Raw genomic sequence first — 22,686 nt, forward strand, 5'->3', positions numbered from 1 at the left:
CCTTTGGGAACGGACGCAATCAGAGGGGAAGCCCATGACTCAGCAGACGTGGACGGCGGTCGACGCGTACTTCGACGGGTTGTTGGTCGACGAGGACGAGGCCCTGACGGCCGCCGCGTCGGACAGCGCGGCGGCCGGGCTGCCGGCCCATCAGGTCGCCCCCAACCAGGGCAAGCTGCTCCACCTCCTGGCCCGGATCAGGGGCGCCCGTACCGTGCTGGAGATCGGCACCCTGGGCGGCTACAGCACCATCTGGCTCGCCCGGGCCCTCCCCGAGGACGGGCGGCTGGTCACGCTGGAGGTCGACGAGCGGTGCGCCGACATCGCCGCCGCCAACATCGCCCGCGCCGGACTGGACCACCTGGTCGACATCCGCCGCGGCAGGGCCGTCGACCTGCTCCCGGGGCTGACCGGCCTCGCCCCCTTCGACCTGGTGTTCATCGACGCCGACAAGCCGTCGAATCCCGAGTACCTGGCATGGGCCCTCAAGCTCACCCGCCCCGGCAGCGTCATCATCGGCGACAACGTCGTCCGCGACGGCGCCGTGGTCGATCCCGCCAGCTCCGACCCCCGCGTCCAGGGCGTGCGCCGCTTCACCGAGCTCATCGCCGAACACCCCCGGCTCACCGCCACCGCCCTGCAGACCGTCGGCGGCAAGGGCTACGACGGCTTCGTCATGGCCCTGGTCACGGACTGACGGCGCCGCGAGGGTGACGGACGCGGAGCGCGGAAGCCCCGCCTTCCCCTCCACTCCGCCCGCGCCCGCCGAATCCCTCTGCCACGCCGTCAGGAGCCGCTATACGTCCATGAAGGGGGTCGCGAGGAACCCGATCAGGGCGATCAGGGCGATGCCCGCCGTGACCAGGAGGAGGATCGTCTGCCACCAGCGCCCCCTGCCGTCGGCGCGAACGACCGTGCCTGGATCACTCGGGTCGAAGCTGATCTCGATACGGAGGCTGCCGCTCGTGTCGTGGTACGTCCGCGTGTTCCCGTCCAGGTCCCCGTACAGGTAGAGGCTCGGTTCGGCGGCGCTGTGGGCGTAGTCCGCGATCACCGTGATGCCGTGCCGGGGCAGGCGCCAGCGTTCGACGACCGACGGGGTCAGCAACACGGCGGCGCCCGCGAACGGGAAGGCGACGGCGCCAGAGATCCAGACGAAAATCATCATGACGGGGTGCACGGCGACCGAGACGACCACGCTCATCACGACCACCGCCAGGACGGAGCCCCAGGCGAACCGCCTGACCCGTCGCCCGAACGCCTCCCTCGGAGTCTCGGACGCGCGCTCGGCGGCGTGCGTGGTGACGAGGGTGGAGCCGTCGACCGCGGCGGCGCCCTCGGCGGCCGGCGGCAGCACGGCGCTCACCGCCCGGGCGAAGGCTCTGGCGGCCGCCTCGCTGACGTTCTCGATCCGATAGACGGTCGGTGCGGTCCCGGCGGGCGCCGTGAGCCTCACCTCGACCGCCCGCCGCTCCGCGTGGACCAGCGCGACGGCCGCGAAGGGGATGCGGTACTCCTGGCGCGCTCGGCGCAGGATCAACTCCTCGCCCGTGACGCGGAGATCGCTGCCACGGCTGCCCCGGAGAATGGGTATCGAAGGCGTGATCGACATGGCCGGATCCTACGTACGCACGCCACGCCCGCAAAGCCCTCACACCCCCTTCACCTGGACCGGCGGCGCCCTGCGCGCAACACGGCTCACCCCGGGCGCCCTTGTGCACGGGCTCACTCGCCCGCGGCGCGCGACCCACTACTGACCTTGTAGTCGTGGTGTCGTCAGGGTGAGTCCGGTGCCGGTGAGACATCCGTCGATGATGTCGCTGCGGTATTGGATCTGGCGTAGGCCGTGTCGTAGCCGGCGCATGAGGTGGTCGGGGTCGGTGAAGACGGTGTTCGCCTGGCTGGTCCTGCGGAGGATGGACCATATGCCTTCGACAGGGTTGAGGTCGGGTGCGTAGGGCGGCAGATGGTAGGCGGTGATCCAGTCGTGCTCCTCGATGAAGGCCCGCATGCGGCGGTCTTTGTGGACGTTGAGGTTGTCCCATACGAGGACGATCGGTCCGCCGAGCTGCTGGTGGGCGGCGATGAGAAGGTCGCGGTACTCGGTCCAGGCAAAGCTCTTGCGGCCTCCGCTCTTGTGATCGGTATGCCGTTTGGGCCGGTAGACGAGGCGGGAGCGTTCGCCGGGTTTGTAGCAGCACAGGGCTGCGATGGAGAAGCGACGCTGGGATCGTCCACGGACCCGGATGACCGGTGTGGTTCCGCGTCGGGCCCAGGTGCGGGAGGTCGGCGGCGTCATCGAGAATCCGGCTTCGTCTTCGAAGACGATCCAGGCCCCGAGCGCCGCCGCGGTGGTTCCACGTGCGACCACACGTCCTTCACCCAGCCGGCCACCGCCGGCTCGTCACGCTCGACGGCCCGACGAGCCGGAACCTGATGGCTCCAGCCGTGCCTCCGCAGCATCTGCGAGATACCCGAAAGCGTCATGGACTTGTGGAACCGCCAGCCGATCAACGTCTTGATTCTGGCCAGCGTCCATCTCTGATCAGACCAGCCATGCGCGACCGGACCCTTCGCCAGCTCCTCCTCGAGCACGGCGAACAACGCGTCACTCAGCTTCGGCCGGGACGCCGGGCCTTGAGAACGGACCCCGCTCTGGCCGGCCTCGAGCCAAGCACGACGCCACCGCTGAACCGATCGCACGCTGACCCGTAACTCCTTCGCGACCTCCGTACTGCCCCGCCCATCGGCGAACATCGCGACCGCTTCCATCCGGACCCGCTCACGGAACGCTTGCCTCTCCGCGGTCAGACCCCCACCCTGCGGATACCTCATACACCCGGCATACCGCGACGATCACCAACCGTCAGCACCTACGACAAGACAACTTCAAGGTCAGTAATCTCGCCCGAATGACGGCACTTTCACACCACAGCAACGGTCACGCCGACCAGCCCGGCCGCGACGGCGCCACCGCGACCACCGAGGCCGATCCCCGCGCCATCGGGCCGGTGCGGACCGAGTACGCGCCCGACCCCGACGGGGACCCCGACCCCGGCGAGATCGTGTGGACCTGGGTCCCCTTCGAGGAGAACGACGGCCGCGGCAAGGACCGTCCGGTGCTGGTCGTGGCCCGGGAGGCGGGCGGGCGGACCCTGCTCGCCGTACAGCTGTCCAGCAAGCGGCACGACCACGACCGGGAGTGGGTGCCGATCGGGACGGGCCCCTGGGACAGCGCGGGCCGGGAGTCCTGGGTGGACGTCGACCGGGTGCTGCGGGTCCACGAGTCGGGGATGCGGCGCGAGGCCTGCGCACTGGCCCGGGGGCGCTTCGGGCTGGTGGTCGACCGGCTGCGCGAGCGCTACGGCTGGCAGTAGCAGCGTCTTCCGGTACGGCCGCCCCTTGAGCGCCTGCGAGGTGGCGGCCCGTCGTTGGGTAGGGTGCCGGTCGACACGAGAGATCTGCGCGGGAGACATGAGTTGATGAGTGGTCAGCAGCCGGGCCGGGGCGCTTCACCCCACGTCTTCCAGCCACTGGCGGGAGACGACCCGACCACCATCGCCGGATACCGGCTTGCCGCCAAGCTCGGCGCGGGCGGCATGGGCAAGGTCTACCTGTCGTACACCCCCGGCGGCCGACCCGTCGCCATCAAGGTGATCCGCCCCGAGTTCGGCGAGGACGCCGAGTTCCGCCGCCGGTTCGCCCAGGAGGTGCAGTCCGCGCAGCGGGTGCAGGGCCTGTTCACCGCTCCCGTCATCGACGCGGACACCGACGGCGCGCAGCCCTGGCTGGCCACCGCGTACGTGCCGGGCCCCTCGCTGGCCGACGCGGTGGTCGCGCACGGGGCCCTGCCCGTCGACGCGGTGCTGCTGCTGATCGCGGGCATGGCCGAGGCCCTCCACGTGATCCACGGCGCGGGCATCGTGCACCGCGACCTCAAGCCGTCCAACGTGCTGCTCGCCGCCGACGGGCCCCGCGTCATCGACTTCGGCATCGCCTACGCCGCCGACGCGACCTCGCTCACCGGCAGCGGGGTGACCATCGGCACGCCCTCCTTCATGGCCCCGGAGCAGGCCGCGGGCCGCAGGGTGACCGCGGCGACCGACATCTTCGCCCTCGGCCAGGTGGCCGCGTACGCGTGCACCGGAAGCCCGGCGTTCGGCGAGGGCACCTCGCACGGCGTGCTCTACCGGATCGTCCACGAGGAGCCCGACCTCAGCGGGATCCCGGAGCGGCTGACCGAACTGGTGACCCGCTGCCTCGCCAAGGACCCCGAGGCCAGGCCGTCCCTCGCCGAGGTCATCGCGCTCTGCCAGGCGGCGAACGCGGAGACCGTGCTGCGCCGCCCCGAGGACTGGCTGCCGGCCCCGGTCGCCGCCGACATCACCGTGCGCGCGGCCGCCCCCGCGCCGGTCCAGACGCCGCCGCCGCCCACCGTCGCCCCGGCCGTGGCGGCGTACTCGCCCACCACTCCGGTGGCCCCGGCCACGCCGCCCCCGGGGTACGGGCCTCCCCAGCCGTCCCCCCAGCCGTCCGCCCAGCCGGCGCCCCAGCCCCAGACGCAGCCCCGGCAGCCGTACCCGACGCCCCCGCCCGCATCTTCGCCCGCACAGGCCCACCACTACGCCCCGACCCAGTTCCCGGCGCAGCCGCAGCACGTCATGCAGCCTCCGCAGGCCATGCAGCCGCCGAGGCCGCAGCCGTACCCGGGATGGCCCGGGCAGCCGGCGGCCCAGCCTCCGGGGAACCAGAGCCGGCGGAGTTCGATCCTGGTGGTGGTCGCGGTGGTGCTCGCCCTCGTCGGCAGCGGCGCCGCGTACAACCTGCTCAAGGACAAGGAGGGGCAGGCGCAGGGCAGCGGGTCGTCGCAGGGCAAGGACAAGGCCGGCGGGGGTGCGTCGGGCGACGCGAAGCAGAACCCCAAGGCCGATCCGACGCCCACCGATCACAAGGGCATCAACCTCACGGCCGGCTACCACCTGACCCTCGGTGACGAGGACCTGCGGCCCCAGCAGGGCGAGGACGGAGGGTACGAACTCTCCTACGACACCGGCGGATACCTCGACGCGGAGACCTCGGCCGGAAACCTGGTCCTGCTCGACCCCGGCCAGGAGGGGTCCCTCGCCGCCTGCCGCGCCGATACGCGGTTCACGAAGAACCTCTACCTGAACAAGATCTCGAAGGGCCGCCAGATCTGCGTCACCACGGGCAGCGGGCACATGGGGCTCGTGACGGTGCAGGGCTTCTCGCCCGAGGGGTCGCCCAGCAAGTACATGACCTTGGACGTGACGGTCTGGCGCAACGCCGTCAAGAGCTGATCCCTGGATCCGGGGATCCCTGACCCGCAGATCCACGGTCCACGGATCCGTACATCCGCAGATCCGCAGATCCGCAGATCCGCAGATCCTTAAGAGGGCTCCTACGTCCCGAAACCCGCGAAGGCGCGCTCGAAGGCCTCGCGGGTCTCGGGCTTGCGGTCCAGCACCCCGAACACCACCCGCTCGAACACCCCCGCGAAGCGGCCCGCCAGCAGGCCCCGGAAGGCCTCCGCCACCTCCGCCGGGTCGTTCTGGAACACCCCGCAGCCCCACGCCCCCAGCACCAGCCGCCGGTACCCGTGCAGCGCCGCCACCTCCAGGACGAGCTCCGCGCGCCGGACCAGCGCCCCCGGGATCTCGGCGACCCGCTCCGGCTCCTGCCGGCGGATCGTGCCCGCGTTCGGCGCCGGAGAGGTGAGGAAGCCGGCCCGGAACGGGGTCTCCAGCAGCTCACCCCGGTCGTCGCGGAACACCGGGACCGCGGGTGAGTGAATCACCCGGTCGGTGTAGAAGGTGCTGCGTTCCGCGCGGTGGGCCTCGTAGTACTCCGGGGCCTCCAGGAGGGTCTCGTACAGCGCCGAGGCGCGGCACAGCGCCTCCTCCTGGGCCTTGGCCCCGCGGACGTATCCGCCCCCGGGATTTCGGGCCGAGGCGAAGTTCAGCACCGCCACCGGGACCCCTTCGGGGCCGGCCGCGGGGTCCGTCGCGAGTCTGCGGGCGGCGACCGTGCTGCTCTCCCCCGTGACCTCGACAGCGGTCCCGTCGCCCCCACCGGCGAGCTTTTCATCTGGAATGACCTGGTTTGGTCCATATATCCTGGTTCCCGCCTTGGCTTCCACCAGGGCGGCGGCAAGGGCGACCTGCCGCCCCGACCGCGTCCGGTAGCCGCCGGCCGCCAGGATCTCGGAGTTCTCCCGAGCGATCTCGCGCAATCTGCTGCTCACGCCGCCATCGTGCGCATCCCGACCAGTCAGCGGCAAAGGAATTGTTGCCCGAGGGACGGGTAGGCACGGGTGATGTCACGGCCGACGACAGGAGACGAGGACCCGGTCATGCCCCAGGACTCACCCGTTCCCCCGCCCCCACCCGCGCCCGATCCCGCCCCCTCCCCCTCGATCAGCGAGACCGAGGCGGAGCACCTGATCCACGGGATCTGTTTCAAGACCGGCCCGCCCCGGCTCATAGGCGCCGAGCTCGAATGGATCCTCCTGGACGCCGAGCGGCCCGGACAGCCCCTGTCCCCCGAGCGGCTGCGCGCCGCCCACACCGCCGCCCGCGCCCTGCCCCTGAACTCCCGGGTGACCGTCGAACCCGGCGGCCAGCTGGAGCTCAGCTCCGACCCCGCCTCCTCCCTCACGGAGTGCGTGGACGACCTGCACGCCGACCTCACCGCCGTACGCGCCGCCCTGCTGGCGCAGGGAGTGGTCCTGCGCGGCCTCGGCCGCGATCCCCGCCGCCCGTACCGCCGGCTGCTGCACAGCCCGCGCTACGACGCGATGGAGGCCTACTTCGACCGTACCGGCCCGGCCGGACGCGCCATGATGTGCGCCTCCGCCTCCGTGCAGGTCTGCGTGGACGCCGGGTACGAGGAGCCGGGCGTGCTCGGGCACGGCCGGCGCTGGCGCCTCGCGCACCTGCTGGGCGCGGTCCTGGTGGCCGCCTTCGCCAACTCCCCCGCGCACGAGGGTCCGTACGCCGGCTGGCGCTGCGCCCGCCAGGGGATCTGGAGCGACCTGGACAGCCGGCGCGCGCTCGCCCCGCCGCCGGACGCGGAGCCGCGGGCCGGCTGGACGCGGCGGGCGCTGGACACCGAGGTCATGTGCATCCGGTCCTACGACGGCGAACCGCCGTGGGAGATCCCGCGCGGCACGACCTTCCGCGACTGGCTGCGCACGGGCGGCCACCCCGCGCTGCGGCCGCCCACCGCCGAGGACCTCGACTACCACCTGACCACGCTGTTCCCGCCGGTCCGGCCGCGCGGCCACCTGGAGCTGCGGATGATCGACGCGCAGCCCGGTGACGACGGCTGGCTGGTCCCGGTGGCCGTGGTGCACGCGCTGTTCGACGACCCGGAGGCCACCGAGACCGCGTACCGGGTCACCAAGGCCCTGGCCGACGCGCACGGCCCGCAGCCCGCGCCCCGCAATCCGCTCTGGCGGACCGCCGCCCGGCACGGTCTGGCCGATCCCGAGCTGCGGACGGCCGCGACGGCCTGCTTCCTGGCCGCGGTCGAGGCCCTGCCCCGGCTGGGCGCGAGCCCGCACGTCCAGGAGACGGTGGGCGCCTTCACCGAGCGTTTCGTCCTGCGCGGCCGCTGCCCGGCCGACGACGGCGCCCTGCGACCGTACGCCGTGAAGGAGGCCCGCCGGTGACCACGCCCACGTCTTCCACCGAAGCCCTGCGGGAGCGGGCCGCCGCCGCCCTGGCCGCCGCGCGCGTGCGCACGGCCACGCTCACCGACGCCGTGACCGACGCGGACCTGACCGCCCAGCACTCACCCCTGATGTCCCCGCTCGTGTGGGACCTGGCGCACATCGGGAACATGGAGGAGCTCTGGCTCCTGCGCAACGTCGCGGGGCGCGAGTCCATGCGCCCCGAGATCGACCCGCTCTACGACGCGTTCGAGCATCCCCGCGCCGAGCGGCCGAAGCTGCCCCTGCTGGGACCGGCGGAGGCCCGCACGTACGCGGCCGAGGTGCGCGGCCGGGTCTTCGACCTGCTGGAGCGCACCCCGCTGGAGGGGACGGCGCTGCTGGACTCCGGCTACGTCTTCGGGATGATCGCCCAGCACGAACAGCAGCACGACGAGACGATGCTGATCACCCATCAGCTCCGGCGGGGCGGGCCCGTGCTGACCGCCCCGGATCCCGATCCCCCGTACGATCCCCCGCTCGTCGCCGAAGTCCTCGTCCCGGCGGGCCCGTTCACGATGGGCACCTCCGCCGAGCCGTGGTCGCTGGACAACGAGCGGCCGGCCCACGTCCGGGACCTCGCGCCGTTCTGGATCGACACGGTGCCGGTGACCAATGCGGCGTACCGCGCGTTCATCGCCGACGGCGGCTACCGCGAGCCGCGCTGGTGGGCGGCGGCGGGCTGGGAGCAGATCCGCGAGCACGCGATCGCGGCCCCCCTGTTCTGGCGCCAGGAGGCCGGCCAGTGGCTGCGCCGCCGCTTCGGGGTGACCGAACCGGTGCCGGACGACGAGCCGGTGCTGCACGTCAGCTGGTACGAGGCGGACGCCTACGCCCGCTGGGCGGGGCGGCGGCTGCCGACGGAGGCGGAGTGGGAGAAGGCGGCCCGGTTCGATCCGGCGACCGGCCGGTCGGCCCGCTACCCGTGGGGCGACGCCGACCCCACGCCCGCGCACGCGAACCTCGGGCAGCGCCACCTGCGCCCGGCCCGTGCGGGCAGCTACCCGGCCGGGGCCTCCCCGCTCGGGGTGCGCCAGCTGATCGGCGACGTGTGGGAGTGGACCGCCTCCGACTTCCTGCCGTACCCGGGGTTCCGGGCCTTCCCCTACCGGGAGTACTCGGAGGTGTTCTTCGGCCCGGAGCACAAGGTGCTGCGCGGCGGATCCTTCGCGGTGGACCACGTGGCCTGCCGGGGCACCTTCCGCAACTGGGACCTTCCGGTGCGGCGGCAGATCTTCTCCGGCTTCCGGACCGCGAGGGACGTCTGATGTGCCGTCATCTCGCCTATCTGGGCCCGGTGGTGGCGCTGGAGAGGCTGCTGGCCGAGCCGGAGCACTCGCTGGTGCGACAGTCCTGGGAGCCGCGCCGGCAGGTGTCCGGCACGGTCAACGCCGACGGTTTCGGCATCGGCTGGTACGCGGAGGGCGACCCGGTGCCCGCCCGCTACCGGCGGGCCGGGCCGGTCTGGAGCGACCTGACCTTCGCGGACCTGACCCGGGTCGTGCGCAGCGGGGCCGCGCTGGCCGCCGTACGGGACGCCACGCGCCCCGGGGCCGACGGGGAGGCGGCGGCCGCGCCGTTCTCGGACGGGCCGTGGCTGTTCAGCCACAACGGCTCGGTGCGGGACTGGCCGGGCGCGGCGGCCCCGCTGGCGGCCGAGCTGCCGCCCGCGGAGCTGCTCCGGCTGGCCGCGCGCACGGATTCGGCGCTGATCTGGGCGCTGGTCCTGCACCGCCTGCGGGCCGGGGACGACCTGGGCACCGCGCTCGCCGAACCGGTCCGGGACCTGGCCTCGGCGGCGCCCGGCTCCCGGCTGAACCTGCTGCTGACGGACGGCGCCGCCATCGCCGCGACGGCCTGGGGCGATTCCCTCTGGTACCTGGCCGACCCGGTCACGCGGCGCACCGTGGTGGCCTCCGAGCCATACGACGACGACCCCCGGTGGTGCGAAGTGCCCGACCGGACCCTGCTGACCGCCACCCGTACGCGGGTCGACCTGACCCCGCTCAAGGAGAACTCCCCGTGACCAGCTTCCAGTTGACCCGGACCCTCGACGAGCACGCCGCGGAGAGCGCGCTGCGCAAAGACGTGCTGCACGGGCTGACCCAGACGCCCAAGGCGTTGCCGCCCAAGTGGTTCTACGACGCGCGGGGCAGTGAACTCTTCGAGGAGATCACCCGGTTGCCCGAGTACTACCCGACGCGAGCGGAGCGGGAGATCCTGCTGGAGCGGGCGCGGGAGATCGCCTCGGAGAGCGGCGCCCGCACCCTGGTGGAGCTGGGTTCCGGTTCCTCGGAGAAGACCCGGCACCTGATCGAGGCGATGCCCGCGCTGGACACCTACGTCCCGGTGGACGTGAGCGAGAGCGCGCTCAAGGGGGCGGCCGACACGCTGCTCGCGGACCATCCGGGGCTGCGGGTGCACGCCCTGCTGGCCGATTTCACCCGGGCCCTGCAGCTGCCTGACTCCCCCGGGCCGCGTCTGGTGGTGTTCCTGGGCGGCACGATCGGGAACCTGCTGCCGCCGGAGCGTGCGGTGTTCCTGGCGTCCGTACGGGCGATGCTGTCGCCCGGGGACGCGCTGCTGATGGGTACGGACCTGGTGAAGGACGAGGCCGTGCTGGTGTCGGCGTACGACGACGCGCGCGGGGTGACGGCCGAGTTCAACAAGAACGTGCTGGCGGTCATCAACCGCGAGCTGGACGCGGACTTCCACACCGCCGACTTCGACCACGTGGCGGTGTGGAACAGGGAGCAGGAGTGGATCGAGATGCGACTGCGGGCCCGGTCGGAGGTGGTGGTGAAGATCCGGGCCCTGGACCTGGTGGTGCCGTTCGCGGCGGGTGAGGAGATCCTGACGGAGGTCTCCGCGAAGTTCCGTCAGGAGGGCGTGCGCAAGGAGTTGGCGGCGGCGGGGCTGGAGCTGACCCAGTGGTGGACGGACGCGTCGGGCCGGTTCGCCCTGTCCTTGTCGGTCGCCGACGGCATGGCGGGCTGAGCCGGGATGCCGGGTAGCGGGGCCGGCCCCGGGGCGGCGGCTATCGCGCTCTGAGCGGCCGCCGCAAGGTCCCGCCGGTCCGCGTACCGGCCCGGCGGGATCCGCGGCAGCAGCCGTACCTCGGCCCGCACCCCGCGGGCCCGGGCGATCCGCCACAGCGAGGCGGTCAGGGGGTCGTCCCCGACGAAGGCGGGCGCCCCGGCCGGGTTCCCGTCGCACCCCACGTACGCGAGCCGCACCGGCTGTACGGGGACGCGCGCGTCCAGAGCCGCCTGGAAGGCGGCCCTGCGGAAGGTTCCCTGGGCGCGGCCGCACCAGGTGGAGCCCTCGGGGTAGACGGTGACCCGGTCCCCGGCCAGCAGCGCGCGGGTCATGGTCTCGACGGTGGCGGGCAGGGCGCGGATCCGGTCGCGCTCGATGAACAGGGTCCCGGCCCGCCCGGCGAGGCGGCCGAGGACCGGCCAGGACCGGATGTCGCTCTTGGCGAGCATCCGGCAGGGCAGGACGGCGGCGACGAGCGGGATGTCCAGCCAGGAGATGTGGTTGGCGACCAGGAGGCGGCCGCCGGCCGGGCCCGGGCTGCCGTGCACGGTGATCCGTATGCCGAAGGCGCGTACCAGTGCGGCCGACCAGGCCCGTACCACCGCGTGCCGGGGGCCTTCCGGCAGCAGCCGGACCGGCGGGGAGCCCAGGATCCCCAAGAGAATCAGGGCGACGGCGGCGGTGAGCCGGAGCACCGCGCGCGGGACGCTCGCCGTGCTCCCCTGGTGGCCGGCGCAGGCCTCGGGGGTGCAGGGCGAGGTGGGCAGCCAGACGCTCATGCGCCCGGGACGAGCGAGCGGAAGTGCTTCAGGTAGCGCGGGTTGGTCCGGCGCAGCGAGAGCAGTACGTACAGGTCGGCGCAGCCGAACCCGGCGTCGAGGGCGGGCTCGCCGCAGACCCAGGCGCCGAGGCGGAGGTAGCCGCGCAGCAGCGGGGGCAGCTCCATACGGTCGGGGAAGGCGATGCCCTCGGGGCTCCAGGGGATGTGGGGGGTGACCCGGTACTCCTCGGGGGCGAGGCTGCGGGTCAGGGCGGTCTCGCGGGTGGCGGCGGCCAGGACGCCGCCGTCGGCGAGCGGTATCGAGCAGCAGCCGGCGAGCCAGTTGTGCCCGGAGCGGTCCATGTAGTGGGCGAGGCCGGCCCAGATCAGGGCGATGACGGCGCCGTTGCGGTGGTCGGGGTGGACGCAGGAGCGGCCGACCTCGACCAGGTCCGGGCGGATGGGGGCGAGGGCGGAGAGGTCGAACTCGCCCTCGGAGTAGAGGCGGCCGGCGACGGCGGCGCGCTCCGGGGGCAGCAGCCGGTAGGTGCCGACGACCTGCTCGGTCTCCTCGTCGATGACCAGGAGGTGGTCGCAGTACGCGTCGAAGGCGTCGGCGTCGAGGCCGGGCTCGGGCCCGTCGAGGCGCGCGCCGAGCTCGCCGGCGAAGACCTGGTGGCGCAGGCGCTGGGCGGCGCGCACCTCGTCCTCGTCGCGGGCGAGGCGTACGGCGTAGCGCGGGCCGGGGGCCTGCGCGGCGGCCGGGGCCGGGGCGCGGAGCGGGGAGGCGGCGGGCGCCACGGACGGCGTGAGCAGGGGGGAGGACGGGGCGTGGAGGGACGACGGGGCGTGGGGGGACGGGGAGGGCAGGGGGGACGGGGACAGGGGTGCGATGGTCATGGCGGCTCCTGATCCGGGCACGGAGGGCCAGGTCGGCAGGTGCGCGGCCTGGCTCCTTTACTTCTTCCGTGACCGGCTGGATTCGACATGACCGCTCAGCGGCCCTCGGATGTGCGGACGCTGAACTCGGCGGTGGCCCCCGCTCAGCGATCGGAGCTGAGCACCTTGCCGATCTCCTCGGAGGCCGCCCGCGCCGCCTGCTTGGGGTCCCGGCCGGTGAGCACCGCCGTCATGAAGGGCTTGATCGGGTTCTTCGCCTCGACCTCGGCCCAGCGGGCGGAGGTGGGGGTGGCCCGGCCCTGGGCGGCGCCGGGAGCCATGTTGGTGGCGCCCTCGTTGCCCTCGACGACGTGCGCGAGGGTGGTCTTGTTCGGCACGTAGCTCATCGTGCGGGCGAGCTCGGTCTGCCATCTCTCGCTGACCAGGGCCGTGATCACGTCCACGGCGCCCTTCCGCTGCCCGGTCTTCTCCGGGATGATCAGGTCGGAGCCGCCGGTGAAGACCGCGCCCGCCTTGTCGGAGGTCTTGCCGGGGATCGGGAAGAAGCCGAGCTTGCCCTTCAGGGCGGGGTTGGCCGCCTCGATCTCCGCGGCCTGGCCGGGCGTCCCGATGATCTGTGCGGTCCGGCCGCGGGCGAAGACCTGGGACTGCGGGGGCGTCTCCTCGTCGGCGTCCTTGGGGGCGTCGCCGAGGGCCTGGAGCTGCTTGTAGAAGTCCATGCCGGCCAGGGCCTTCTCGTCGTCGAGGGTGCCGACCCATTTGCCGTTGGTCTCGACGGCGAGTTCGCCGCCCTCGTCCCAGATGAAGCCGGCGAGGACGTACCAGTTCTGGCCCGCGAGGTAGATGCCCTCCTGGTCGCCCTTGTCCAGCTTCTGGGTGGCCTGGATCCATTCCTGGCGGTTCTTGGGCGGGGTCTTGATGCCGGCGTCCGCGAAGAGCTCCTTGTGGTAGATGACCACGCGGTTGGCGGCATACCAAGGGACGCCGTACTGGGCGCCGTTGATGCTTCCCGGGTCGGCGAGGCCCTTGAGCCAGTCCTTGCTGCCCCACTCGCGCAGGCCTTCGAGGGTGAGCTCCTCGATGCCGCCGTTCTCGATGTACTGGGCGACCTGGGTGTTGCCGACCTCGATGACGTCGGCGCTCTCCCGGCTCGTGCCGTCGAGGACGGCGTTGACCTTGTCGCCGATGCCCGTCCACTCCTGGATCTTGACGTCGAGGTCGACGCCGGGGTGTTCCTGCTCGAACGCCGCGGTGAACTTGCCGATGAAGTCCTCCGAGGCGCTGCCCTTCATGAGCCAGAGCGTCACCTTCTGCGACCGTCCGGCCGGATCGGCCGATTGGCTGCAGCCCGTGAGGGCGGTCGCGGCCGCGAGGGCGGTGCACACGGCGAGGAAGCGCATCTTCAAGAGGGTTCACCTTCTGGGAGCTCGATCTCAGATGGCTCGAAATTGGCATAGACCAATGGACCGGTCAAGGGTCTTTCGCTCGGGACTGTTCGCGCAAAGTTCGCGGACCCGGACTTACTGGGGCACCGTAGAACCAGGCAAAAGCCACCCACTGTCGGGAGACCCCCATGTCCAACCACACGTACCGGGTGACCGAGATCGTCGGCACCTCCCAGGAGGGCATCGATCAGGCCATCCGCAACGGGATCGCGCGCGCGGGCCAGCGCCTGCGGAACCTGGACTGGTTCGAGGTGATCCAGATGCGCGGTCACATCGAGAACGGGGAGATCGCCCACTTCCAGGTGGGGCTCAAGGTCGGCTTCCGCCTCGAGGGCGAGGACTGAGCCCCCGTCCGGCCCTTACGCGACGGCCGGGCCGGTCGCCGACCCCGGTCGGCCGCCGCCCCCACTCCCCGGGCGGGCCGGGCTCACGTCCGGCCCTCGGCCTCCTGGGCCGACCGGAGTTCGGGCGCGTCCGCCGCCCAGTCGGCCGTCACCACCCGGAATCCGGCGGCTCGCGCGGCCTGGCAGACGAGCTCGTCGTCGTCCACGAGCATCCGCACCTCCCGGCCGCGGGCGATCCGCTTCAGCACCTCCAGCTTGGCCGTCCGGGCCGGCCGCCGGTCCTGGTTGCCTCGCATCCACAGCCGGCCCACGGGCAGACCGTGCCGGGTGAGCCAGTCGACCGTGTCCACCCGGCACCGCTCGGGGCGCCCGGTCAGGTACACCACCTCGCAGTCGGCCGCACTCTCCACCGCCAGCGCGACCCCGCGCCCGAGCGGCGGATCGGCCGGCGCCGCACCGAAGAAGCCGGCCCAGTCCCGGGGACGGCGCTCCAGGAAGTGCTGGCGATGGCCGGTGTCCGCCAGGGTGTTGTCGATGTCGAAGACGGCCAGCGGCCTCGTCGTGTTCTCGCTCATCCCGCCAGCGTAGGGCCCCTCTGGCGATCACCCCGGGCCCGGGGAATCCTCACGGCACCCGGGCGTTGAGTCCTGTGTGATCCGAAAACTCTCGATACTCGACCGGTCCCGCACCCGGCAGGGCCACCCGGCCGCGCAGGCCCTGCGGGACACCGTGGATCTGGCCCGGACGGCGGAGGAGCTCGGCTACCACCGCTTCTGGGTGTCCGAGCACCACAGCGTGCCCGGGGTCGCGGGCTCCGCGCCGACGGTGCTGGCCGCCGCGGTCGCCGGGGCGACCCGCCGGATCCGGGTCGGCACGGGCGGCGTGATGCTGCCCAACCACCAGCCGCTGGTGGTCGCGGAGCAGTTCGGGGTCCTGGAGTCGCTGTTCCCCGGCCGGATCGACATGGGGCTCGGCCGCTCGGTCGGCTTCACCAACGGCATCCGGCGGGCGCTGGGCCGCGACACGGGGGACGCCGACCGCTTCGAGGAGCAGCTGGCCGAGCTGCTGGGCTGGCTCGACGGCACCCAGCAGGCCCACCCCGAGGTGCACGCCCGCCCCGCCGAAGGGCTGCGGATACCGGCCTACGTGCTGGCCACCGGCGAGGGGGCCGGGATCGCCGCCCGGGCCGGGCTGCCGGTGGTGGTCGGCGATCTGCGGGCCCGCGGCCGGGTCGCCGAGATCGTGGACACGTACCGCAAGGAGTTCCGGCCCTCCGTACGGGGCACGCGGCCGTACGTCGTGATCTCCGGGACGGTGGCGGTCGCCGCGAGCACGGAGGAGGCCCGGCGCCTGCTGGTTCCGGAGGCCTGGTCCCTCGCGTACTCCCGCACCCGGGGCAGCTTCCCGCCGCTCCGCCCGGCCGCGGAGGTCGAGGCCCTGGAGATGACCCCGAAGGAGCGGGAGCTGTACGAGGGCGCCCTCGGCGGGCACATCCACGGCACCGAGGAGCAGGTCGCGGCGGAGCTGTCCGAGGTGGCGGCGCTGACCGGCGCGGACGAACTGCTGGTCACCACCTCCACGTACGACCGGGAGGCGCTGCTGGACTCCTACGCGCGGCTGGCGCGGATCGCGGGCCTGTGAAGCCGAGCCTCTGGGGCGGCTCTCCGAGGCCGGCTCTCTGAGGCCGACCCTCTGACGACGGGCCTCGAAGACGAGCCTCTAAAATAGGACGAATGCACCAGGACGCCGATCCCTCCACCCCTCCTCGCCCGTCCCTGGATCCGTACGTGCGGGTCCGGGGCGCCCGGGAGCACAACCTGCGCGGCGTAGACGTGGACATCCCGCGCGACGCGCTGACCGTGTTCACCGGGGTCTCCGGGTCCGGGAAGAGCTCGCTCGCCTTCGGCACGCTCTACGCCGAGGCCCAGCGCCGGTACTTCGAGTCGGTGGCCCCGTACGCCCGCCGCCTGATCCACCAGATCGGCGCCCCCAAGGTGGACTCCGTCACCGGGCTGCCGCCGGCCGTCTCGCTGGAGCAGCGCCGCTCCTCCCCCGGCTCGCGCTCCTCGGTCGGCACGGTGACCCTGCTGTCCAACTCCCTGCGGATGCTGTACTCCCGGGCCGGGACCTATCCGCCGGGCGCCGAGCGCCTCGACTCCGACGCCTTCTCCCCCAACACCGCCGCCGGGGCCTGCCCTTCGTGCCACGGGATCGGCCGGATCCACCACACCAGCGAGGAACTCCTCGTTCCCGAACCTGAGCTGTCGATCCGTCAAGGGGCGATCGCCGCCTGGCCGGGCGCCTGGCAGGGCAAGAACCTGCGGGACATCCTGGATGCGCTCGGCCACGACGTGGACCGGCCCTGGCGGGAGCTGCCGGCGAAGGACCGCAAGTGGATCCTGTTCACCGAGGAGCAGCCGGTGGTGACCGTGCACCCGGTGCGGGAGGCGGAGCGGGTCCAACGGCCTTACCAGGGCACGTACATGAGCGCCCACCGCTACGTGATGCGGACCTTCGCCGACAGCAAGAGCGCCACGCTCCGGGCCCGCGCCGAGAAGTTCCTCGCCGATGCGCCGTGTCCGGTGTGCGAGGGGCGGCGGCTGCGTCCGGAGGCGCTGGCCGTGACCTTCGCCGGCTACGGGATCTCGGAGCTGGCGGCGATGGCGCTGAGCGACCTGGACCGCGTACTCGCCACCGCGCCTCCGGCCGGGGAGGCCGCGCGGGTGCTCGCCGAGGACCTGCGCTCGCGGATCGGTCCCGTCACGGAGCTGGGGCTGGGCTATCTGAGCCTGGACCGCACCGCGCCCACGCTGTCCGCGGGCGAGCTGCAGCGGCTGCGGCTGGCGACGCAGCTGCGGTCGGGGCTGTTCGGGGTGGTGTACGTCCTGGACGAGCCGTCGGCGGGGCTCCACCCGGCCGACACCGAGGCGCTGCTCGGGGTACTGGACCGGCTGAAGGAGGCCGGGAACACGGTCTTCGTCGTGGAACACCAGCTGGACGTGGTGCGGCACGCGGACTGGCTGGTGGACGTGGGACCGCTGGCCGGGGAGCACGGTGGGCGGGTGCTCCACAGCGGGCCGCCGCAGGCCCTGGCCGGCGTCGAGCAATCGGCGACGGCCCGGCACCTGTTCGCGGCGCGGGAGCCTGCCGCGGCGCCCCGGCCGGTGCGCGAGGCGACCGGGGAGGTGCGTCTGAGCGGTGTGGACCGGAACAACCTGCGGGATCTGGAGGCGCGGTTCCCGCTCGGGGTGTTCACGGCCGTGACCGGGGTGTCGGGGTCGGGGAAGTCCACGCTGGTGGGGCAGGTGCTGGCCCGGGAGATCGGCGAACGGCTGGCCGAGCCGGACTTCCCCGTACGGCGGCTCGTGGAGGTGGACCAGAAGCCGATCGGCCGGACCCCGCGCTCCAACCTGGCCACGTACACGGGGCTGTTCGACGTGGTGCGCCGGCTCTTCACGGCGGCCCCGGAGGCCCGGGCGCGCGGCTGGAAGGCGGGCCGGTTCTCCTTCAACGTGGCGGGCGGCCGGTGCGAGACCTGCCAGGGCGAGGGCTTCGTCTCGGTGGAGCTGCTGTTCCTGCCCAGTACGTACGCCCCGTGCCCCGAGTGCGGTGGCGCGCGGTACAACACCGAGACCCTGGAGGTCCGGTACGCGGGCCTGAACATCGCGGAGGTGCTCGCGCTGACGGTGGAGTCCGCAGCCGGCTTCTTCGCGGAGGTCCCGGCGGCGGCGCGCAGCCTGCGCGCGCTGGAGGACATCGGGCTGGGGTACCTGCGGCTGGGGCAGCCGGCCACCGAGCTGTCGGGCGGCGAGGCGCAGCGGATCAAGCTGGCCACGGAGCTGCAGCGGCTGCGCCGGGACCCCACGCTGTACCTGCTGGACGAGCCGACGACCGGACTGCATCCGGCCGATGTGCGGGTGCTGCTGCGGCAGTTGCACGGGCTGGTGGACGCCGGGCACTCGGTGGTGGTCGTGGAGCACGACATGGACGTGGTGGCGGGCGCGGACTGGGTGATCGACCTGGGGCCGGGCGGCGGCGCGCAGGGCGGGCTGATCGTTGCGGAGGGCACCCCGTGGGAGGTGGCCCGCACCCCGGGCAGCCGTACGGCGGACTACCTCGCGCGGGCGCTGGACACGGTCACCGTCGACGTCGCGGTCGCGGGCGGAACGGCGTCCGCCTAGCGTGTACGGCAGGTGGTGTTCCCGAGCGAAACGGCACGCCGTCATGGCAGACAAACCCGCTGTGGTCCTGGTCCACGGTTTCTGGGGCGGAGCCGCCCACTGGTCGAACGTCATCGTCGAGCTCCACCGGCGCGGTTTCACCGACCTGCACGCCGTGGAGAACCCGCTGACCTCACTGGCGGACGACGCCGAGCGCACCCGGAAGATGGTGCGACAGGTCGACGGCCCGGTCGTGCTGGTCGGGCACTCCTACGGCGGCGCGGTGATCACCGAGGCGGGCGACCTGCCCAACGTCGCCGGGCTGGTCTACATCGCGGCGTTCGCCCCGGACGCGGGCGAGAGCCCGGGGCAGATCAGTCAGGAGCTGCCGCCGGCAGCGTTCGAGAACATCGCCCCCGACTCCGACGGCTACCTGTGGATCAAGCAGGACAAGTTCCGCGAGAGCTTCTGCCAGGACCTGGGCGCGGACGAGGCCCTGGTCATGGCGGTGACCCAGAAGGCGCCGCTGGCCTCGACGTTCGGCGACGCCGTCACCGCCCCGGCCTGGAGGAAGAAGCCGGTCTGGTACCAGGTCTCCACCCAGGACCGCATGATCCACCCCGACAACGAACGCCGCATGGCCCAACGGATGAACCCCCGCAAGCTCATCGAGCTGGATGCGAGCCACGCCTCGCTCGCCTCCCAGCCCGGCCCGGTCACCGACCTCATCGAGACGGCGGCCGGCGAACTCACCGGGTAGGGATCCGCTCGCTGCGGCCCTGATCGCCCGGAGACCCGTCGGGGGGCTCCGGGCGATCAGGCGTCCCCGGGCAGGAGCTGCTGGGGCAGTTCGCGGAAGCTCCACTGCCCCCGGCGGCGGGTGAACATCCAGACGAGGTCGTAGCGGTCGGGCCAGGTCGCGGGAGTGCCGGGGACCCGGTGGGCGCCGATGGCCCCGATCAGGCGGGGGATGCCGGTGTGCTCCCAGCAGACGAGGACGGGCATGGGGGCGGCCAGCGCCGCCTGGACGAGGGCGGTTTCGGCGCCGAGGGCGAACTCGGTGCGGACCGGGGTGCGCAGGGCGCCGGCGAGCGCCGCCACGGTCTGCCGGCACCGCGCGGGCGCCCCCTGCTTGCCGCCGGCCGCGAAGACCGCGGCGGGCCGGGGCAGCGAGGAGCCGCGGGCCGGCGGGAAGAGGCGCGGGAGCTCCTCGGCCCGGCGCCAGCCGCGGCCGGCCAGCGAGCCGGGGTCGTCCTCGCCCTCCTCGTCCCAGCCGGAGTCGCCGGTGTACGGCTTCTCCGCGTGGCGGATCACCATGATCAGGGCGTCCTTGGGCCCGGCCTGCGGGCCGGGCGCCGGGGCGCGGGGGTCTTCCCCGCCCGAGCAGCCGGCCACGGCCAGCGGGGCGAGGGCGGCGGCCAGTACGGCTCGGCGGCGCGGTCCGGACCCGGCGGGGGCTTCTGGCATGGCGCCACTGTCCCCCATGGCCCGGGCCCCGCCGGGGTGCGGCGCGGTGTGGGCTGCGCCGGTCAGCCGATCGGCGCAGGGGCCGAGCGACGCAGGGCCGAGCGGCGGGTGAGGCGCCTCGGGATCAGGAGTCAGCGGGGGCCCTTGCGCACCGCCCGCAGCCATTCCTTGTTCATCGCGGCGATCGACGGCAGCGGGATGCCCTTCGGGCAGGCCGTGGCGCACTCCCCGGTGAGGGTGCAGCCGCCGAAGCCCTCCTCGTCCATCCGGGCCACCATGTCCAGCACCCGGGTCTCCCGCTCGGGGGAACCCTGCGGCAGCACGTTCAGGTGGTTGACCTTGGCGGAGGTGAAGAGCATCGCGGAGCCGTTGGGGCAGGCCGCCACGCAGGCCCCGCAGCCGATGCACTCGGCGTGCTCGAAGGCGAAATCGGCGTCGGCCTTGGGGACGGCGGTGGCGTGCGCCTCGGGGGCGGAGCCGGTGGGCGCGGTGATGTAGCCGCCCGCCTGGACGATCCGGTCGAAGGCGCCCCGGTCGACGACGAGGTCCTTGACCACCGGGAAGGCGGCGGCCCGCCAGGGCTCGACGTCGATGGTGTCGCCGTCGGCGAAGGACCGCATGTGGAGCTGGCAGGTGGTGGTGCGCTCCGGGCCGTGGGCGTCGCCGTTGATGACGAGGCTGCAGGCGCCGCAGATGCCCTCGCGGCAGTCGTGGTCGAAGGCGACCGGGTCCTCGCCGCGCAGGATGAGGTCCTCGTTGAGAGTGTCGAGCATCTCCAGGAAGGACATGTCCTCGGAGATCCCGTCGACCTCGTACGAGGCCATGTGGCCGGGGGCGTCGGCGCCGCGCTGGCGCCAGACGCGCAGGGTGAGCTTCATGCGTAGCTCCGCTGGGTGGGGTGGACGTACTCGAAGACGAGGTCTTCCTTGTGCAGGACGGGGGCGGCGCCGGTGGTGGTGAACTCCCAGGCCGCGGCGTAGGAGAAGGCCTCGTCCTGACGGGCCGCCTCGCCGTCGGGCGTCTGGGACTCCTCGCGGAAGTGGCCGCCGCAGGACTCGGCGCGGTGGAGCGCGTCGAGGCACATCAGCTCGGCGAGTTCGAGGTAGTCGACGACGCGGTTGGCCTTCTCCAGCGACTGGTTGAACTCCTCGCCGCTGCCCGGGACCTTGATCCGGCGCCAGAACTCCGCGCGGATCTCCGGGATGCGGTCGAGGGCCTTGCGCAGCCCCTCCTCGCTGCGGGCCATCCCGCAGTACTCCCACATGAGTTCGCCGATCTCGCGGTGGAAGGAGTCGGGGGTGCGGTCGCCGTCGACGGCGAGCAGCCTCGCGAGCCGCTCGCGGGTCTCGCGTACGGCGGCCGCCGCCTCGGGGTGGGTGTCGTCCACGGTGTCCCGGTGCGGGTGACGCGCCAGGTAGTCGTTGATCGTGGACGGCAGGACGAAGTAGCCGTCGCCGAGGCCCTGCATCAGCGCGGAGGCGCCGAGGCGGTTGGCCCCGTGATCGGAGAAGTTGGCCTCGCCGATGGCGAAGAGGCCGGGGACGGTGGTCTGGAGGTCGTAGTCGACCCAGAGGCCGCCCATCGTGTAGTGCACGGCGGGGTAGATCCGCATGGGGACCTCGTACGGGTTCTCCGCGGTGATCCGCTCGTACATCTCGAAGAGGTTGCCGTACTTCTCGGCGACCTTGTCCCGGCCCATGCGGCGGATGGCGTCGGCGAAGTCCAGGTAGACGCCCTGGCCGCCGGGGCCGACGCCGCGGCCCTCGTCGCAGACGTTCTTGGCGGCGCGGGAGGCGATGTCGCGGGGCACGAGGTTGCCGAAGGAGGGGTAGATCCGCTCCAGGTAGTAGTCGCGCTCCGCCTCGGGGATCTCGGCCGCGGGGCGGGTGTCGCCCTTGGCCTTGGGGACCCAGATGCGGCCGTCGTTGCGCAGGGACTCGCTCATCAGGGTGAGCTTGGACTGGTGCTCGCCGGTGCGCGGGATGCAGGTGGGGTGGATCTGTGTGAAGCAGGGGTTGGCGAAGTACGCGCCGCGCCGGTGCGCCCGCCAGATGGCGGTCGCGTTGGAGTTCATGGCGTTGGTGGAGAGGTAGAAGACGTTGCCGTAGCCGCCGCTCGCCAGCACCACCGCGTCGGCGTAGTACGTGGAGATCTCCCCGGTGATCAGGTCGCGGGCCACGATGCCGCGGGCCACGCCGTCGACGACGACCAGGTCGAGCATCTCGGTGCGGGCGTGCATCTCGACGTTGCCCGCGGCTATCTGGCGGGAAAGTGCCTGGTAGGCGCCGAGAAGGAGCTGCTGGCCGGTCTGGCCGCGGGCGTAGAAGGTGCGGGAGACCTGCACTCCGCCGAAGGAGCGGGTGTCGAGGAGGCCCCCGTACTCGCGGGCGAAGGGGACGCCCTGGGCCACGCACTGGTCGATGATCTCGACGGAGATCTGGGCGAGGCGGTGCACGTTGGACTCGCGGGCTCGGAAGTCGCCGCCCTTGACGGTGTCGTAGAAGAGGCGGTGCACCGAGTCGCCGTCGTTGCGGTAGTTCTTGGCGGCGTTGATGCCGCCCTGGGCCGCGATGGAGTGGGCCCGGCGCGGGGAGTCGGAGAAGCAGAACTGGACGACGTGGTAGCCCTGCTCGGCGAGGGTCGCGCCGGCCGCTCCGCCCGCGAGGCCGGTGCCGACGACGATGACGGTGTGCTTGCGGCGGTTGGCCGGGTTGACGAGCCGGGCTTCGAAGCGCCGGCGGTCCCAGCGGTCCGCGATCGGTCCTTCGGGGGCCTTGGTGTCGGCCACGGGCGCGCCGGTGGCGTAGCGGCTGTAGTCGGCGTGCTGCTGGTGTGTGCTCAT

21 protein-coding genes are annotated in these 22,686 nt (G+C 72.9%); 11 read left to right on the top strand and 10 right to left on the bottom strand.

Features of this window, described 5'->3' with window-relative positions; genetic code table 11:
- Positions 1-34: 34 nt before the first annotated feature.
- Entirely contained in the window at positions 35-697 is a 663-nt protein-coding gene (locus OG534_RS03790; RefSeq protein ID WP_326586639.1) for an O-methyltransferase, read from the top strand.
- A gap of 99 nt (positions 698-796) precedes the next feature.
- Here the strand turns inward: OG534_RS03790 and OG534_RS03795 are convergent, their stop codons facing one another.
- Complete coding sequence (locus tag OG534_RS03795) at positions 797-1,612, bottom strand: hypothetical protein (protein ID WP_326586640.1); 816 nt, start codon at positions 1,610-1,612, stop codon at positions 797-799.
- A gap of 138 nt (positions 1,613-1,750) precedes the next feature.
- Positions 1,751-2,835 (bottom strand): IS630 family transposase gene (locus tag OG534_RS38650; protein ID WP_442807010.1). Its coding sequence is split into 2 segments (ribosomal slippage): positions 1,751-2,310 and positions 2,310-2,835, totalling 1,086 coding nucleotides; the frame shifts between segments, so codons are not numbered across the junction.
- Positions 2,836-2,912: 77 nt separating this feature from the next.
- Here OG534_RS38650 and OG534_RS03810 point away from each other — a divergent pair.
- Together OG534_RS03810 and OG534_RS03815 are read left to right on the top strand one after the other, a co-directional pair.
- A complete protein-coding gene (locus OG534_RS03810; RefSeq protein ID WP_326586641.1) occupies positions 2,913-3,377 on the top strand; it encodes a type II toxin-antitoxin system PemK/MazF family toxin in 465 nt (154 codons plus the stop codon).
- Between the two features lie 105 nt (positions 3,378-3,482).
- Positions 3,483-5,318, top strand: a complete 1,836-nt coding sequence (locus OG534_RS03815; protein WP_326586642.1) for a protein kinase domain-containing protein — start codon at positions 3,483-3,485, stop codon at positions 5,316-5,318.
- Between the two features lie 101 nt (positions 5,319-5,419).
- Here OG534_RS03815 and OG534_RS03820 read toward each other — a convergent pair whose 3' ends face one another.
- Entirely contained in the window at positions 5,420-6,262 is an 843-nt protein-coding gene (locus OG534_RS03820) for a TIGR02452 family protein (RefSeq protein WP_326586643.1), read from the bottom strand.
- 108 nt (positions 6,263-6,370) lie between these two features.
- Between OG534_RS03820 and egtA the strand changes: the two genes are divergently transcribed.
- From egtA to egtD, 4 genes are read left to right on the top strand one after another with little or no spacing between them, the layout of a single operon-like run.
- Positions 6,371-7,690 carry an ergothioneine biosynthesis glutamate--cysteine ligase EgtA gene (egtA, locus tag OG534_RS03825; protein ID WP_326586644.1) on the top strand — a complete coding sequence of 440 codons (1,320 nt, stop codon included), beginning with the start codon at positions 6,371-6,373 and terminating at the stop codon, positions 7,688-7,690.
- On the top strand, positions 7,687-8,997 hold the full coding sequence (egtB, locus tag OG534_RS03830; protein ID WP_326586645.1) for an ergothioneine biosynthesis protein EgtB: 1,311 nt from the start codon (positions 7,687-7,689) through the stop codon (positions 8,995-8,997). Before egtA ends, egtB begins: the two co-directional genes overlap by 4 nt.
- Complete coding sequence (egtC, locus tag OG534_RS03835; protein ID WP_326586646.1) at positions 8,997-9,755, top strand: ergothioneine biosynthesis protein EgtC; 759 nt, start codon at positions 8,997-8,999, stop codon at positions 9,753-9,755. The genes egtB and egtC overlap by 1 nt, the downstream gene beginning before the upstream one ends.
- Positions 9,752-10,726, top strand: a complete 975-nt coding sequence (gene egtD, locus OG534_RS03840; protein ID WP_326586647.1) for an L-histidine N(alpha)-methyltransferase — start codon at positions 9,752-9,754, stop codon at positions 10,724-10,726. The genes egtC and egtD overlap by 4 nt, the downstream gene beginning before the upstream one ends.
- Here the strand turns inward: egtD and OG534_RS03845 are convergent.
- The 3 genes from OG534_RS03845 to OG534_RS03855 all read right to left on the bottom strand — a co-directional run bounded on the left by OG534_RS03845 (position 10,609) and on the right by OG534_RS03855 (position 13,834).
- On the bottom strand, positions 10,609-11,547 hold the full coding sequence (locus tag OG534_RS03845; RefSeq protein WP_326586648.1) for a lysophospholipid acyltransferase family protein: 939 nt from the start codon (positions 11,545-11,547) through the stop codon (positions 10,609-10,611). The two genes, egtD and OG534_RS03845, sit on opposite strands and share 118 nt — an antisense overlap.
- A complete protein-coding gene (locus OG534_RS03850; RefSeq protein WP_326586649.1) occupies positions 11,544-12,428 on the bottom strand; it encodes a GNAT family N-acetyltransferase in 885 nt (294 codons plus the stop codon). Before OG534_RS03850 ends, OG534_RS03845 begins: the two co-directional genes overlap by 4 nt.
- 143 nt (positions 12,429-12,571) lie before the next feature.
- Entirely contained in the window at positions 12,572-13,834 is a 1,263-nt protein-coding gene (locus OG534_RS03855; RefSeq protein ID WP_442807029.1) for an extracellular solute-binding protein, read from the bottom strand.
- Positions 13,835-14,001: 167 nt separating this feature from the next.
- Between OG534_RS03855 and OG534_RS03860 the strand changes: the two genes are divergently transcribed.
- Positions 14,002-14,217, top strand: a complete 216-nt coding sequence (locus tag OG534_RS03860; RefSeq protein ID WP_326586650.1) for a dodecin — start codon at positions 14,002-14,004, stop codon at positions 14,215-14,217.
- Positions 14,218-14,300: 83 nt separating this feature from the next.
- On the opposite strand, the gene OG534_RS03865 is transcribed toward OG534_RS03860, so the two are convergent.
- The gene (locus OG534_RS03865; RefSeq protein ID WP_326586651.1) at positions 14,301-14,792 is read right to left on the bottom strand and encodes a phosphatase domain-containing protein; all 492 of its coding nucleotides are present in this window, start codon (positions 14,790-14,792) and stop codon (positions 14,301-14,303) included.
- 76 nt (positions 14,793-14,868) lie between these two features.
- Here OG534_RS03865 and OG534_RS03870 point away from each other — a divergent pair, with 76 nt between their 5' ends.
- From OG534_RS03870 to OG534_RS03880, 3 genes are all read left to right on the top strand, one after another.
- Positions 14,869-15,858: an LLM class flavin-dependent oxidoreductase gene (locus OG534_RS03870; protein ID WP_326586652.1), complete on the top strand. Its 990-nt coding sequence runs from the start codon at positions 14,869-14,871 to the stop codon at positions 15,856-15,858.
- 92 nt (positions 15,859-15,950) lie between these two features.
- Positions 15,951-18,398, top strand: a complete 2,448-nt coding sequence (locus OG534_RS03875) for an excinuclease ABC subunit UvrA (RefSeq protein ID WP_326586653.1) — start codon at positions 15,951-15,953, stop codon at positions 18,396-18,398.
- Between the two features lie 43 nt (positions 18,399-18,441).
- A complete protein-coding gene (locus OG534_RS03880) occupies positions 18,442-19,137 on the top strand; it encodes an alpha/beta hydrolase (RefSeq protein WP_326586654.1) in 696 nt (231 codons plus the stop codon).
- 56 nt (positions 19,138-19,193) lie between these two features.
- Here OG534_RS03880 and OG534_RS03885 read toward each other — a convergent pair whose 3' ends face one another.
- The 3 genes from OG534_RS03885 to OG534_RS03895 form a co-directional block, all read right to left on the bottom strand.
- A complete protein-coding gene (locus OG534_RS03885; RefSeq protein WP_326586655.1) occupies positions 19,194-19,844 on the bottom strand; it encodes a hypothetical protein in 651 nt (216 codons plus the stop codon).
- Between the two features lie 131 nt (positions 19,845-19,975).
- Positions 19,976-20,722 carry a succinate dehydrogenase/fumarate reductase iron-sulfur subunit gene (locus OG534_RS03890; RefSeq protein ID WP_326586656.1) on the bottom strand — a complete coding sequence of 249 codons (747 nt, stop codon included), beginning with the start codon at positions 20,720-20,722 and terminating at the stop codon, positions 19,976-19,978.
- A complete protein-coding gene (locus tag OG534_RS03895; protein WP_326586657.1) occupies positions 20,719-22,686 on the bottom strand; it encodes a fumarate reductase/succinate dehydrogenase flavoprotein subunit in 1,968 nt (655 codons plus the stop codon). Before OG534_RS03895 ends, OG534_RS03890 begins: the two co-directional genes overlap by 4 nt.

The organism is Streptomyces sp. NBC_01294, from assembly GCF_035917235.1.
Classification (GTDB): domain Bacteria; phylum Actinomycetota; class Actinomycetes; order Streptomycetales; family Streptomycetaceae; genus Streptomyces; species Streptomyces caledonius.